At 56.1% G+C, this 13,353-nt stretch carries 13 protein-coding genes; 1 reads left to right on the plus strand and 12 read right to left on the minus strand.

The annotated features are described in order from the left end of the window. Positions 1-76: 76 nt before the first annotated feature. The 6 genes from ccoP to B9Z42_RS08185 are packed head-to-tail and all read right to left on the minus strand — an operon-like array spanning position 77 to position 5,708. Positions 77-1,012, minus strand: coding sequence for a cytochrome-c oxidase, cbb3-type subunit III (gene ccoP, locus B9Z42_RS08160; RefSeq protein ID WP_100132874.1), 936 nt, complete (start codon positions 1,010-1,012; stop codon positions 77-79). Positions 1,013-1,045: 33 nt separating this feature from the next. Continuing rightward, entirely contained in the window at positions 1,046-1,183 is a 138-nt protein-coding gene (locus tag B9Z42_RS08165; RefSeq protein WP_100132875.1) for a cbb3-type cytochrome c oxidase subunit 3, read from the minus strand. Positions 1,184-1,193: 10 nt separating this feature from the next. After that, complete coding sequence (ccoO, locus tag B9Z42_RS08170) at positions 1,194-1,817, minus strand: cytochrome-c oxidase, cbb3-type subunit II (protein WP_100132876.1); 624 nt, start codon at positions 1,815-1,817, stop codon at positions 1,194-1,196. Between the two features lie 10 nt (positions 1,818-1,827). Then, entirely contained in the window at positions 1,828-3,255 is a 1,428-nt protein-coding gene (ccoN, locus tag B9Z42_RS08175) for a cytochrome-c oxidase, cbb3-type subunit I (RefSeq protein WP_100132877.1), read from the minus strand. Between the two features lie 60 nt (positions 3,256-3,315). Next, complete coding sequence (ccoS, locus tag B9Z42_RS08180) at positions 3,316-3,453, minus strand: cbb3-type cytochrome oxidase assembly protein CcoS (protein ID WP_100132878.1); 138 nt, start codon at positions 3,451-3,453, stop codon at positions 3,316-3,318. Next, a complete protein-coding gene (locus tag B9Z42_RS08185) occupies positions 3,453-5,708 on the minus strand; it encodes a cation-translocating P-type ATPase (RefSeq protein WP_100132879.1) in 2,256 nt (751 codons plus the stop codon). The genes ccoS and B9Z42_RS08185 overlap by 1 nt, the downstream gene beginning before the upstream one ends. Positions 5,709-5,812: 104 nt before the next feature. On the opposite strand from B9Z42_RS08185, the gene B9Z42_RS08190 reads away from it, so the two are divergent. After that, positions 5,813-6,256: a universal stress protein gene (locus B9Z42_RS08190; RefSeq protein ID WP_100132880.1), complete on the plus strand. Its 444-nt coding sequence runs from the start codon at positions 5,813-5,815 to the stop codon at positions 6,254-6,256. 10 nt (positions 6,257-6,266) lie between these two features. Here the strand turns inward: B9Z42_RS08190 and B9Z42_RS08195 are convergent, their stop codons facing one another. The 6 genes from B9Z42_RS08195 to B9Z42_RS08220 all read right to left on the minus strand — a co-directional run bounded on the left by B9Z42_RS08195 (position 6,267) and on the right by B9Z42_RS08220 (position 13,184). Then, positions 6,267-7,220 carry a nitronate monooxygenase family protein gene (locus B9Z42_RS08195; protein ID WP_100133054.1) on the minus strand — a complete coding sequence of 318 codons (954 nt, stop codon included), beginning with the start codon at positions 7,218-7,220 and terminating at the stop codon, positions 6,267-6,269. 54 nt (positions 7,221-7,274) lie between these two features. After that, a complete protein-coding gene (locus tag B9Z42_RS08200) occupies positions 7,275-9,065 on the minus strand; it encodes an acyl-CoA dehydrogenase (protein ID WP_100133055.1) in 1,791 nt (596 codons plus the stop codon). Positions 9,066-9,134: 69 nt separating this feature from the next. Next, positions 9,135-10,067: an electron transfer flavoprotein subunit alpha/FixB family protein gene (locus tag B9Z42_RS08205; protein WP_100132881.1), complete on the minus strand. Its 933-nt coding sequence runs from the start codon at positions 10,065-10,067 to the stop codon at positions 9,135-9,137. Positions 10,068-10,091: 24 nt separating this feature from the next. After that, positions 10,092-10,841 (minus strand): electron transfer flavoprotein subunit beta/FixA family protein, encoded by a 750-nt coding sequence (locus B9Z42_RS08210; RefSeq protein ID WP_100132882.1) that lies wholly within the window; start codon positions 10,839-10,841, stop codon positions 10,092-10,094. 135 nt (positions 10,842-10,976) lie between these two features. Beyond that, positions 10,977-12,215: a mechanosensitive ion channel family protein gene (locus tag B9Z42_RS08215; RefSeq protein WP_100132883.1), complete on the minus strand. Its 1,239-nt coding sequence runs from the start codon at positions 12,213-12,215 to the stop codon at positions 10,977-10,979. Positions 12,216-12,230: 15 nt separating this feature from the next. Then, the gene (locus B9Z42_RS08220; RefSeq protein WP_100132884.1) at positions 12,231-13,184 is read right to left on the minus strand and encodes a histone deacetylase family protein; all 954 of its coding nucleotides are present in this window, start codon (positions 13,182-13,184) and stop codon (positions 12,231-12,233) included. Positions 13,185-13,353: the final 169 nt, after the last annotated feature.

Below are 13,353 nucleotides of genomic sequence, written 5' to 3' on the forward strand. Positions count from 1 at the left end.
GCCTCATCGTCTGCAGGCACAGCGGTGATGGGGATGGTCTTACGCTGCTTCGCGTCGTCAGCTGAGTTCACAGCAATTACTTCGCTGTATCAACAACAGCAATTGCAGGTTGGTTTGAAAAACCCCACACATAAGCCGTCAACACGTGGATTTGCGAGGATGTCAACCGGCCTTCTTGCGCAGGCATTTGGTTGACCTTGCCCACGTTGATGATGGCTGCAATCGCTTCTTCTCCCCATCCATGCAACCAAATTTTGTCGCTCAAGTTCGCCGAGCCCAAAGCTTGGTTACCTTTGCCGTCCATGCCGTGACAGGCCGCGCAAGCACCAAACTTCGATTTCCCTAAGCCTGCGCGCACAGAGTCATGTGGACTACCGGACAAGCTCAGGACGTAGTGCGACACGTTGCGAATATCGTCGGGTGAACCCACAGCGGCTGCCATGGGCGGCATTTGGCCGATACGACCTTTGGTCAAAGTTTCTTTGATCTTGTCAGGTGTGCCACCGTGCAACCAATCGCCGTCGGTCAGGTTAGGGAAGCCTTTGGAGCCGCGCGCGTCAGAGCCATGACATTGGGAACAGTTGTTCATGAACAAACGCTCACCCACAGCCATGGCTTTGGGGTCCTTGGCCAATTGTTCTGGCGTTTGTGCATCAAACGCTGCATACAAGGGTTGCAAATCGGCATTGGCTTTGGCCACTTCATCGTCGTATTGACCCTGCGATGTCCAACCCAACTCGCCCACATAACTGCCTAGCGTGGGGTAGGCCACGCCATACACCGCCGCAAACACAAGGGTCATGATGAACAACCACAACCACCAACGTGGCAAGGGGTTGTTCATTTCGCGCAAATCACCGTCCCACACATGGCCCGTGGTGCCGTCGTCGGTTTGATGCGCAGACACTTTGACCTGTGCAGAAAACCACAACAAGAAAGCGCAATACAAGACGCCAAAGATCGAAATAGCGGCCACAAAGATCGACCAAAAACTACTTGTGAAATCACTCATGATTCGATTCCTTTATAGAGCACCTTGCAGCACTCAGTCCTGATCGAGGGGCAACTTAGAGGCCTCCTCGAAATCTTTTTTGTTGCGCTTGGAAAAAGCCCAAACAATGATGCCAATGAAGACGGTAAATGAGATCACCGTGGTAGCTGCGCGCAGGTCGTTCACGTCCATGGTGTGCTCCTTATTTCAGGGCCAAGCCTAGAACTTGCAGATAAGCAATCAAGGCATCCATTTCAGATTTGCCCTTCACGTCTTCAGTCGCTTTGGCAATTTCTTCATCCGAGTAAGGCACGCCCACCGTGCGCAAGGCTTTCAAGTGAATGGGCATCGCTTCGGCGTCCACCAAATTCTTGTTCAGCCATGGGTATTCGGGCATGTTGGATTCAGGCACCAAATCTCGTGGGTTGTTTAAGTGCACGCGGTGCCACTCGTCGCTGTATTTACCTCCCACACGCGCCAAGTCAGGCCCTGTGCGCTTGCTGCCCCATTGAAAGGGGTGGTCATACACCGACTCACCAGCGACCGAGTAATGGCCGTAGCGCAAGGTTTCAGCACGGAACGGACGAATCATTTGCGAGTGGCAGTTGTAGCAACCTTCACGCACATAAATGTCACGACCCGCCAGTTGCAGCGCGGTGTAAGGCATCACACCTGTTACCGGCTCGGTGGTCGATTTTTGGAAAAACAAAGGCACGATTTCAACCAGACCGCCAATGGCGACCGACATCAAAATCAACACGATCATCAAAAAATTGTTGGTCTCCACACGGGCGTGGGAGAAACCTTTGGAATTGTTATCAGACATGTGCTTCTCCTCAGTCGTGGGCTGGTGCAGGAATGGCGACGCTGACCTTGTGGCCGTTCAAGGCCGTTTTGATCACGTTCCAGAGCATGATCAACATGCCGGCCAAGTACAACAAGCCACCCAACATACGGATCACATAGAACGGATAAGTGGCTTTGACAGACTCCACAAAGGTGTAGGTCAAGGTACCGTCCGCGTTGATGGCACGCCACATCAAGCCTTGCATCACACCGGCAATCCACATGGCCGCGATGTACAACACGATGCCGATGGTGGCCATCCAAAAATGGACCTCAATCGCTTTTTTGCTGAACATCTCTTTTTGACCGAACAGCTTAGGAATCAAATAGTAGAGGGAGCCCATCGACACCAAGCCCACCCAGCCCAAAGCCCCAGAGTGCACATGGCCCACAGTCCAGTCGGTGTAATGGCTCAGGGCGTTGACCGTTTTGATGGCCATCATGGGGCCTTCGAACGTGGACATGCCGTAAAAGGACAAGGACACGATCAAGAAACGCAAGATGGGGTCATCGCGCAGTTTGTGCCAAGCGCCCGACAAGGTCATGATGCCGTTGATCATGCCGCCCCAGCTCGGGGCCAACAACACCAGCGAGAACACCATGCCCAAGGACTGCGTCCAATCAGGCAAGGCGGTGTAGTGCAAATGGTGCGGACCCGCCCACATGTACGTGAAGATCAAAGCCCAAAAGTGCACGATCGACAAGCGATACGAATACACAGGGCGACCGGCTTGCTTGGGGATGAAGTAATACATCATGCCCAAGAAGCCTGCGGTCAAGAAGAAACCCACCGCGTTGTGGCCGTACCACCATTGAATCATCGCGTCTTGCGCACCGGCATAAGCCGAGTACGACTTCATCCAACCGGCTGGAATGGCCGCACTGTTGACGATGTGCAACAAGGCCACCGCAATGATGAAGGCGCCGTAAAACCAGTTGGCCACATAAATATGCTTGACCTTGCGCGTGCCCACAGTGCCAAAAAACACCACCGCATACGACACCCAGACCACCGCAATCAGCAAGTCAATGGGCCATTCGAGTTCGGCATATTCCTTACCTTGGGTGAAACCCAGAGGCAAGCTGATGGCCGCTGCCACGATGACCAACTGCCAACCCCAAAAGGTGAAGGCGGCCAGCTTGGGCATGAACAAAACAGTGTGGCAGGTGCGTTGCACCACGTAGTAACTGGTCGCAAACAAGGCACAACCGCCAAACGCAAAAATCACCGCGTTGGTATGGAGCGGGCGTAAGCGGCCATAGCTCAACCAAGGAATGCCAAAGTTCAATTCGGGCCAAGCCAGTTGAGAGGCAATGATCACCCCCACCAACATGCCAACCACCCCCCAAACCACCGCCATGATGGAAAACTGCCTGACGACGCTGTCGCTATATACGGCTTGTTGTGATGCGTTCATCGTTCACCTTTCATTTCTGATCAGTGTCCTCAATGTCGCGAGGATTTGTATTGATCCAAATCAATCGTCACGCAGAATTCGTTCACCTTCTTGCTCAATACCTTCAAATTGACCCTGATGAATGGCCCACCAAAGTCCAGCGAGGATGCACAGCACCAAAATCACGGACAAAGGGATTAACAAATACAAGATATCCATCAAAACCCTTTCGTTAGACGTAGCGCGTTCACAACCACCCAGAGCGAACTCAGGGCCATACCCAAACCTGCCAGCCATGCGGGCAAATATCCAAGGGCGGCCAGCGGCACACATACTGCGTTGTACAACGCAGCCCAAGCCAAGTTTTGCTTGACGACGCGCAACATGTGACGCGCGAGCTTCACGCTACGCGCCACCACCAAGAGGCCGCCGCCCATCAACACCAGATCAGATGTCGACTGCGCCAAAGGCACCGCATTGCCAAACGCCATCGACACATGGGCACCTGCCAGCACAGGCCCGTCGTTCAGCCCGTCACCGACCATCGCCACCTGCGCACCTTGGGCTTGCGCCGCTTGCATGCGGGCTAATTTATCTTGCGGTGAACACGCACCCGCGGCATGCGCAATGCCCACACGGTGTGCCACGCGTTGCACTGCCTCGTCTTGATCACCAGACAACAGCCAGACATCGATGCCCAAGGCTTGCAAGTCTTGAACGGTCTGGGCCGCGTCATCACGGACATCCTCTGACAACTGCCAGCTCGCCAGCCACATGGTTTCGCTGCATAAATGGACTTGGCAGGCTTGTGCATGCTCAGGCAATCCCTTGCGTTGAGCGCCGCAAAACTGGGCGGAACCCAATCTCAGTGTTTCTTCAATCCCGCCTTCTAAGCCTTGCCCCATCACTTCCTGCACATCACCCATTTCAAGCGCGTTCACATCGCCCGACGCCTGATGCTCTGCCACCAAAGCACGCGACAAAGGGTGTACCGAATGTTGGGCCAAGGCTGCCGCCATCTGCAACGCTTGTGCAGGCGTCATGCCCTCTGCTGTCCAAACTTGCGTGATGTGCTGACCATCACGCGTCAACGTGCCGGTTTTGTCAAAAATCAACGTATCAATCTTGGCCAACGACTCCAAGGCCTGCATACGCCGCACCAGCACACCATGACGCGCCAAGGTGCCAGCCGCCGCCAACATGGCGGCAGGCGTCGCCAATGACAAGGCACAAGGGCACGTCACCACCAGTACCGCCACCGCCACCATCAAGGCATGGCTCGGGTCACTGGGCCACCACGCCACAGCCGCCAAGATGGCCATGACCAAAACACCGATTAAAAAAGGCTTGGCGACACGGTCGGCAAGTTGAGCCAGACGTGGTTTTTGCAGCGAGGCATCTTCCATCAAAGCCACAATTTTGGAAAACTGCGTGCCCTCACCCACCTGCGTCACGCGGACAAGCACGGTGGCCGTCAGGTTATGGCTTCCAGCCACCACGGTGTCCCCCACAGCGCGCGGCTGAGGCCGCGACTCCCCCGTGAGCAAGGCCTCGTCCGCCAAAGTTTGGCCCTGCAAGACCACACCATCGGCCGGAAAGCTCTCACCCGCCAACACACGAATCACGTCGTTCTCCAACACGCGACGCACCGCGACACGCTCAAAACGACCGTAGGCGTGTTGCCGCTCGACGCTGTCGGGCAAGCGGTTCATCAACACGTCCAGCGCGCCCGCTGTGCGGTCACGCAATCGCAGCTCTAACCAACGACCAGTGAGCAAGAAAAAAACAAACATGGTCAACGAGTCGTAATAGACCTCGCCCCCGAATAGGCCATTGGGCTCAAACGTCGCCGCCGAACTCAGACTAAAGGTGATCACCATGCCCAAAGCCACCGGCAAATCCATGCTGATACGCCGCTGGCGAATGTCGCGCAAAGCGTTGCTGAAAAACGGTCCACATGAAAAAAGTACCACCGGCAGAGTCAACACCCACGAGGCCCAACGCAGCAAGAAAACCATGTCTGGCGTGATGTCGCCCTCACCCGACACATAGGCCGGGTAGGCATACATCATCACTTGCATCATGCAAAAACCTGCCACCAACCAACGCCACAAGGCGCGGCGCGTTTCAAGTTGGCGCGCTTGTCGCAAGCTGCTGTCTGCAGCAGGCAAAGCGCCGTAACCCGCTTTTGCAATGGCCGCCATCCAAGTCGATGGTAAGACGCGCGCTTCTGACCAGACGATCTTGGCGCGGTGTGTCGTGGCATTGACTTCGGCCGATTGCACACCAGGTACGGCCAACAAAGCATCTTCAATCGCAAACGAACAGGCGGCGCAATGCATGCCTTGAATCACAACGTGCGAGTCCCACACGGCATCGGCCACTTGGGGTGATACGGCCGCATGGGGCTGGCTAAATCGCAACCACTCTTGGCGGTCGTCCAACAAATAGGCCGTCGGTGAGTCTGAATACATATAAGCTGTAGCCTAGCGTGTCCTTCTTGCTCAAGCTTGATTTACATCAACACACGGCAAAAAGGAAACGCTAAGCTGAACCCATTCACAAACAGGAGTCACTTATGTACACACGAATTTTGGTTGCCACCGATGGATCTACCTTGTCCAAAAAAGCGGTCGCCAGCGCCATCGCCTTGGCCGCGCTCAGCGGTGCGGAGTTGATCGCCGTGAAAGTGACGCCCCGTTACCCACAAAGCTACTTTGAGGGCTCTTTGCCGTTGAACCCGACCGAAGTTTCAAAGATCGAAACACAGTGGGCTGACGATGCAAAAAAAATGCTCGATGCCGTGGTTAAAGCCGGCAAAGCCAAAGGCGTGACGGTCAAGGCTGTGGTGGTGAAGTCTGACATCGTGTCGGACGCCATCATTGCCACCGTCAAGAAGCACAAAGCTGACTTGGTCGTGATGGCCTCGCACGGTCGCCGTGGCATCAAGCGTTTGTTGCTGGGCAGCGAAACCCAGCAAGTGTTGACGCACGCCAGCGTGCCTGTGCTGGTCTTGCGCTAAGCGTTAGCGATCAGGCGGTGATGCGTGACTTCGCAGCTTGGTACTCGCGCTTCAAGCGGGCCACCAACTCGGCAGTCGGCACCACCGCTTTGACCGCACCAATGCCCTGACCGCAGCCCCAGATGTCTTTCCACGCTTTTTTGGCATCGCCACCAAAGTTCATTTTGCTGGGGTCGCTCTCTGGCAAATTCTCGGGGTCCAAGCCTGCGTTGCGAATGGAAGGTGCCAAGTAATTGCCGTGCACACCGGTGAACAAATTGCTCAACACAATGTCGTCTGAGGTGCTGTTCACCACGGCCTGTTTGTAATCTTCCGCGGCACGGGCTTCATCCGTGGCAATGAACGCGGAGCCAATGTAAGCAAAGTCAGCCCCCATGGCTTGAGCCGCCAACACAGCGCCGCCCGTGGCAATGGAGCCACTCAGCGCAACGGGACCATCAAACCACTCACGGATTTCTTGAATCAAAGCAAAAGGACTTTTCACACCAGCGTGTCCGCCTGCGCCAGCAGCCACTGCGATCAGGCCATCAGCGCCCTTCTCGATCGCCTTTTTCGCAAACTTGTTGTTGATCACGTCGTGCAACACGATGCCGCCATAGCTGTGCGCGGCCTGGTTCACATCTTCACGCGCACCCAGCGAGGTGATGATGATCGGCACTTTGTACTTCACGCACATGGCCATGTCGTGCTCAAGGCGATCATTGCTCTTGTGCACGATTTGGTTGATTGCAAACGGCGCAGCCGGTTGGTCTGGGTGCTCACGGTTGTGCGCCGCCAAGGCCTCTGTGATTTCGATCAACCACTCTTCGAGTTGCTCAGCCGGACGCGCATTGAGCGCGGGCATGGAGCCCACCACACCGGCCTTGCACTGCGCAATCACTAGCTTGGGATTGCTGATGATGAACAAGGGCGAGGCGATGACGGGAAATTTGAGTGAATCAAACGCAGCAGGAAGTTTGGACATGAATTGCACTTTCAAAAATGAGTGAAACGCGGATCAGGACAGAAATGTAAGAACTTAAAAAGCGTCCAACGCCAGCTCAGTCACGCTGTCAGCGCCTTCGACGATGCTGTCGCGCATGCCAGGCACTTTGACCAAGATGTGGTCAGCGTAAAAACGTGCCGTCGTGATTTTGGATTGCATGAAGGCAGCCTCTTCGCCCTTGGCCAACTGCTCTTCAGCCACCAACAGCGCGCGCGCCATTTGCCAACCGGCCACCAAATTGCCCGTGAGCATGAGGTAAGGCACGCTGCCCGCAAACACGGCGTTGGGGCTGGTTTTGGCACCCGCCACCACGAAGTCGACCACGTTCAAAAACGCTTCGCGTGCGGCTTGCAAACGGGCAGCGACGGCCTTGGCATTGGCGCTGCCGCTCTTGAGCAAATCGGCTTCGGTCTTGGCCACTTGTGCGGCAATGCCTTTGGCGGTTTGGCCACCATCGCGGCCAGTTTTACGACCAATCAAGTCGTTGGCTTGAATGGCGGTGGTGCCCTCATAAATGGTCAAAATCTTGGCGTCGCGGTAATACTGTGCGGCACCGGTTTCTTCGATAAAACCCATGCCGCCGTGCACTTGCACACCCAAGCTGGTGACTTCCAAACTCATCTCGGTGCTGAAGCCTTTGACCAGCGGCACCAAAAATTCGTAGAACGCCAAGTTGTCTTTTCGTGTGTCGGCATCGGGGTGATGGTGCGACGCGTCATACGCGGCGGCAGCCACCGTGGCCATCGCGCGGCAGCCTTCGGTGTAAGCGCGCATGGTCATCAACATGCGGCGCACGTCGGGGTGGTGAATGATGGGCGCGCTGGTCTTCATGCTGCCGTCCACGGGGCGGCTTTGCACGCGATCACGCGAGAAGGCCACAGCCTTTTGGTACGCACGTTCAGCGATGGAAATGCCTTGCACCCCCACGGCATAACGCGCGGCGTTCATCATGATGAACATGTATTCCAGACCACGGTTTTCTTGGCCCACCAAGAAGCCCACCGCGCCACCGTGGTCGCCATACTGCAACACGGCTGTCGGGCTGGCTTTGATGCCCATCTTGTGCTCGATGCTCACGCAGTGCACATCATTGCGAGCACCCAACGTACCGTCTGGGTTGACCATGAACTTAGGCACCACAAACAAACTGATGCCCTTCACGCCTTCGGGTGCGCCTTGCACACGCGCCAGCACGAGGTGAACGATGTTCTCGGCCATGTCGTGTTCACCGTAGGTGATGTAGATTTTGGTACCGAACACTTTGTAGGTGCCATCGGCTTGTGGCTCTGCGCGGGTGCGCACCGCGGCCAAGTCGGAGCCCGCTTGGGGCTCAGTCAAGTTCATGGTACCCGTCCACTCGCCAGAGATGAGCTTCTCGAGGTAGGTGGCCTTCAATTCGTCTGAGCCCGCGGTCAGCAAGGCCTCAATCGCACCGTCCGTCAACATCGGGCACAAAGCAAAGCTCATGTTGGCCGAATTCAGCATTTCGCCGCAAGCCGCACCAATGGTTTTGGGCAAGCCTTGGCCGCCGAACTCTGCGGGGTGCTGCAAACTTTGCCAGCCACCTTCGGTGAACTGGGCGTAGGCTTCTTTGAAACCTGGTGTGGTGGTGACCTTGCCGTCTTTGAAGAATGAAGGGTTCTTGTCGCCTTCCCAATTCAAAGGTACCAGCACCGACTCGTTCAACTTGGCGCATTCTTCCAGCACGGCTTGCGCGGTTTCTAAACCGGCATCTTCAAAACTGGGCAGTTGGGCGATCTGGTCGAGTCCGGCCAGGGACTGCATGTTGAACAACATGTCTTTGACGGGGGCGATATAGCTCACAGTGAGTCTCCAAGAATCCATACAAACAATAAAAAAGGCACCCCGCAGAGTGCCTTTTCAACCACAGGCTTAAAGCGCTGCAACCAGCTCTGGCACAGCCACAAACAGGTCAGCCTCCAAGCCGAAATCGGCCACCGAGAAGATCGGGGCTTCCGCGTCTTTGTTGATCGCCACGATGACCTTGCTGTCTTTCATGCCGGCCAAATGCTGAATGGCACCGCTGATGCCGCAAGCGACATACAACTGAGGGGCGACGATCTTGCCGGTTTGGCCCACTTGCCAGTCGTTGGGGGCGTAGCCCGCATCGACCGCAGCGCGGCTGGCGCCCATCGCGGCACCGAGCTTGTCGGCCAGGGGGGTCATGACTTCGGCAAACTTTTCAGCAGAGCCCAAAGCACGACCGCCTGACACGATGATCTTGGCGGCTGTCAATTCAGGACGGTCGCTCTTGGTGACTTCACGTTTCACAAAACTGCTCTTGCCAGAGTCGGCCACAACGGCCACGCTCTCCACGGCAGCCGAGCCGCCCGAAGCGGCAGCGGCATCAAAGCCCGTGGTGCGCACGGTGATGACTTTGACCGCGTCCAAAGACTGCACCGTGGCCATGGCGTTACCCGCATAAATGGGGCGCTCAAACGTGTCGGCACTGTCGACGCGGGTGATGTCGCTGATTTGCGCCACGTCCAATTTAGCTGCCACACGGGGGGCCACGTTTTTACCGGCTGCGGTGGCGGGGAATAAAAAGTGACTGTAACCCGCGGCCACGGCCAGCACTTGGGCGGCCACGTTTTCGGCCAAGCCGTCAGCCAAAGTGGCGCCATCGGCGTGCAGCACTTTGGTAACGCCAGCAATTTGCGCGGCAGCGGCAGCGGCAGCGGCAGCGTTGTGGCCAGCGACCAACACATGCACATCGCCGCCCAAAGCGGCAGCAGCGGTCACGGTGTTGAGGGTCGAAGGCTTGATGGAAGCGTTGTCGTGTTCAGCAATCACGAGAGATGTCATGGTGTTTCTCCTGCGTAGTTCTAATTAAATGACTTTGGCGACGTTTTTGAGCTTGTCGACCAAGGTGGCCACATCGGGCACTTTGATACCAGCGCTGCGCTTGGGTGGCTCGTTGACCGACAAGGTCTTGATGCGCGAGGTCACGTCCACGCCAAGGTCTTCGGGCTTGAACACGTCAAGTTGTTTTTTCTTGGCCTTCATGATGTTGGGCAAGGTCACATAACGTGGCTCGTTCAAACGCAAGTCCGTGGTGATCACGGCGGGCAAGCTGATCGACAGCGTTTCCAAACCACCGTCCACTTCGCGCGTGACGCTGGCTTTTCCGTCGGCCACTTCGACTTTGGACGCGAATGTCGCTTGGGGCAAGTCTGCCAAAGCAGCCAACATTTGGCCGGTTTGGTTGCAGTCGTCGTCAATCGCTTGTTTGCCCAAGATCACCAAGCCTGGCTGCTCTTTGTCCACCAAGGCTTTGAGCAACTTGGCGACCGCCAAGGGTTGCAACTCTTCAGCGGTTTCCACCAAGATGCCACGATCTGCGCCGATGGCCATGGCCGTGCGCAAGGTTTCTTGGCATTGGGTCACACCGCAAGACACGGCGATGACTTCGGTCACCACACCCTTTTCTTTCAAGCGAACCGCTTCTTCGATGGCGATTTCATCAAAGGGGTTCATGCTCATTTTGACGTTGGCGATGTCCACGCCTGAGTTGTCCGACTTGACACGAACCTTCACGTTGTAGTCCACAACGCGTTTGACAGCGACCAATACCTTCATGGCAAAAGCTCCAAGTTTTGAGTAAAAACAGATTGACGTTTACGTAAACGTCAGATTGTAGGGTTTAGCAACAGCTTTTTTAGAACGACCGTGCTTTTTTGGCTATTGTGCACAAAAATTCACACGCCACAGGCGTCACATTCGAAGCACCACTTCTTGTGGTGACTTCACCAGCCATAGGCCAGCGCCTCTCAGCGCTGCTAAAACAGCAATATTGACGCCTGAGCGTGCCGAAGATTGGCCGTTGGCTGGGTCGTCCATCCAAAAATTCAAGGTAAAACGAAGCCCTTGCGGCGACACTTCAGCCAGCAAAGCAAGAGGCGCAGGATCAAGCAAAACGTGCGGCGCACTCGACGCAGCAGCGATCAGCAAGGCCTGCACCTGGGCCACATCACTCTCCAAGCCCACCCAAAACGTGCAGGTTTGCAGCATATGGGTGCTTTCCAACGAGAGGTTCTCCACGCGCTGGGTGATGAGCAATTCATTGGGTACCACCGACTCACTGCCGTTGGCTGCACGCACCAAGGTGTAACGGGTTTTGATGTCGGTCACGCGGCCTTCAAAGCCGTCGACCCGCACGTAATCGCCAATGCGCAGAGAACGCTCCAACAAAATGACAAAGCCGCTGACGTAATTGGCCGCCAACTTTTGCAAGCCAAAACCAATACCCACGCCCAAAGCACCGCCCAACACCGAGAGCGCGGTCAAATCCACCCCCAATGAAGACAGTGCAAACAAAGCACCAATCAACAACAAAATGGCCCGCAGGGCGTTGGCGGCCACGCGGCGCATCGACAAATCAGACACGGCACGGTTGAGCAAGCGGTGCTCAATCGTGGCAGACAGCCACAAACTCAGCACCAGCACAAAGCTCGAGGTCAGCACGACATCAATGATGTGCATCACGCTCAACCGAGTCTTGCCTATGGTGAACGTGAGACTGTCCAGCTCAGCCATGGCCGGTACCAATAAGCCCGTGATCCACAACACCGCCAAGCCCCAAGCGAACCAAGAGACAACGCGCTCCAAGGCGCGTGCGCTTTGCGATCCAGGAAAAACTGCGGTCAACACCCGCGCTATCACCCGGATGATGACCAGCGACACCAAAACAGGCACCACCACTTTGAGCACAGGCACATGTTGCAGCTTGAGCAAGCCCAGCTTCAGCCCCACCGTGAAGACCAGCGACAGTGTCGGAAACAGCACGCCATCGATCACACGGCGACCAAACAAAATCGAACGGTGACCCAGGCGAGCACGCCCCAGTCCCCAGCTGATGCCCCAGGCGAGGCCTAAGCAGGCCAGCAAACCCAGCAACTCCAACCCAATGGCCGGGCTTTGTAAGTCCAGCCAAAACTCCTGCAAATCACTCATGGATCATCGTTTTCATCAAAGTTCGGCCAACACACGCAAATGCGCTTCTACGCTGCGACCCAGCGCACTCAGGTCATAACCGCCCTCCAAACAAGAAACGATACGCCCTTGCGCGTGGCGCAAAGCAATTTGGCGCACGCGGTGCGTGATCCAGCTGTAATCTTGCTCGGTCAAACCCATTTGACCCATCTCGTCTTCCCTGTGAGCGTCAAACCCCGCGCTGATAAAAATCATCTCGGGTTTGAACTCTTCTAAGCGCGGCACCCAATAGGTCTCGATCAACTCACGCACATCCATGCCCTTGGTGTAGGCCGGTACGGGAATGTTCACCATATTAGCCGCAGAGTTCTCGGCACCGCTGTGCGGGTAAAACGGGTGCTGAAAAAAACTCACCATCAGCACACGCTCGTCGCCCGCCAAAATGTCTTCGGTGCCGTTGCCGTGGTGCACGTCAAAATCCACCACCGCGACGCGCTTCAAACCGTGGCGCTCCAGCGCATATTTCGCCGCAATGGCTACGTTGTTGAAAAAACAAAAACCCATGGCCTGCTTGCGGGTGGCGTGGTGTCCGGGCGGCCGCACAGCGCAAAACGCATTTTCAAGCTCACCTGCCAACACCGCATCGGTGGCTGCGACAGCAGCACCCGCTGCACACAGCGCGGCTTTCCAAGTGTGCGAATTCATGGCTGTGTCAGCATCAAGGTGCGAATAGGCAGGGCCACCGGCTTGCAGATCATCTTGCAAACGATCGCTGGTGCCGCGTAAGGCTGCGATGTACATGCGGTCATGAGCCAACTCAATGTCTGCCAACGGGGCTTCGGGGGCTTGCAGCTGCGTGAGGCCTAAATCCACACCGCTGATCAGCAGGCGGTCTTGAATCGCACTCAAGCGATCAGGACATTCAGGATGGCCAGCACCCATCTCGTGCAACCCACATTCGGGATGGGTGTAGTAACCAGTTTTACGCATTTTTTATCTCAATTCTCTCTATCTCAGCTTACCATGCAGGCCTTGCATTTAGCCCTTGGCAAACCCGCGTGACCTGCTCTACCCTGCGTACTTTTACCTGCGTCGCACTGCTTGCAACCTCCCTCGCAAGCAGCGCTACCGCCACTCCCAACTACGCCTCTTCCAAACA

Origin of the sequence: Limnohabitans sp. B9-3 (genome assembly GCF_002778325.1) — a bacterium.
GTDB classification, from domain to species: Bacteria; Pseudomonadota; Gammaproteobacteria; order Burkholderiales; family Burkholderiaceae_C; genus Limnohabitans; species Limnohabitans kasalickyi.

Bases quoted from the DNA above. Each gene is read 5' to 3' on its own strand.
- ccoP (WP_100132874.1), bottom strand. From the start codon at position 1,012: ATGAGTGATTTCACAAGTAGTTTTTGGTCGATCTTTGTGGCCGCTATT.
- B9Z42_RS08165 (WP_100132875.1), bottom strand. From the start codon at position 1,183: ATGGACGTGAACGACCTGCGCGCAGCTACCACGGTGATCTCATTTACC.
- ccoO (WP_100132876.1), bottom strand. From the start codon at position 1,817: ATGTCTGATAACAATTCCAAAGGTTTCTCCCACGCCCGTGTGGAGACC.
- ccoN (WP_100132877.1), bottom strand. From the start codon at position 3,255: ATGAACGCATCACAACAAGCCGTATATAGCGACAGCGTCGTCAGGCAG.
- ccoS (WP_100132878.1), bottom strand. From the start codon at position 3,453: ATGGATATCTTGTATTTGTTAATCCCTTTGTCCGTGATTTTGGTGCTG.
- B9Z42_RS08185 (WP_100132879.1), bottom strand. From the start codon at position 5,708: ATGTATTCAGACTCACCGACGGCCTATTTGTTGGACGACCGCCAAGAG.
- B9Z42_RS08190 (WP_100132880.1), top strand. From the start codon at position 5,813: ATGTACACACGAATTTTGGTTGCCACCGATGGATCTACCTTGTCCAAA.
- B9Z42_RS08195 (WP_100133054.1), bottom strand. From the start codon at position 7,220: ATGTCCAAACTTCCTGCTGCGTTTGATTCACTCAAATTTCCCGTCATC.
- B9Z42_RS08205 (WP_100132881.1), bottom strand. From the start codon at position 10,067: ATGACATCTCTCGTGATTGCTGAACACGACAACGCTTCCATCAAGCCT.
- B9Z42_RS08210 (WP_100132882.1), bottom strand. From the start codon at position 10,841: ATGAAGGTATTGGTCGCTGTCAAACGCGTTGTGGACTACAACGTGAAG.
- B9Z42_RS08215 (WP_100132883.1), bottom strand. From the start codon at position 12,215: ATGAGTGATTTGCAGGAGTTTTGGCTGGACTTACAAAGCCCGGCCATT.
- B9Z42_RS08220 (WP_100132884.1), bottom strand. From the start codon at position 13,184: ATGCGTAAAACTGGTTACTACACCCATCCCGAATGTGGGTTGCACGAG.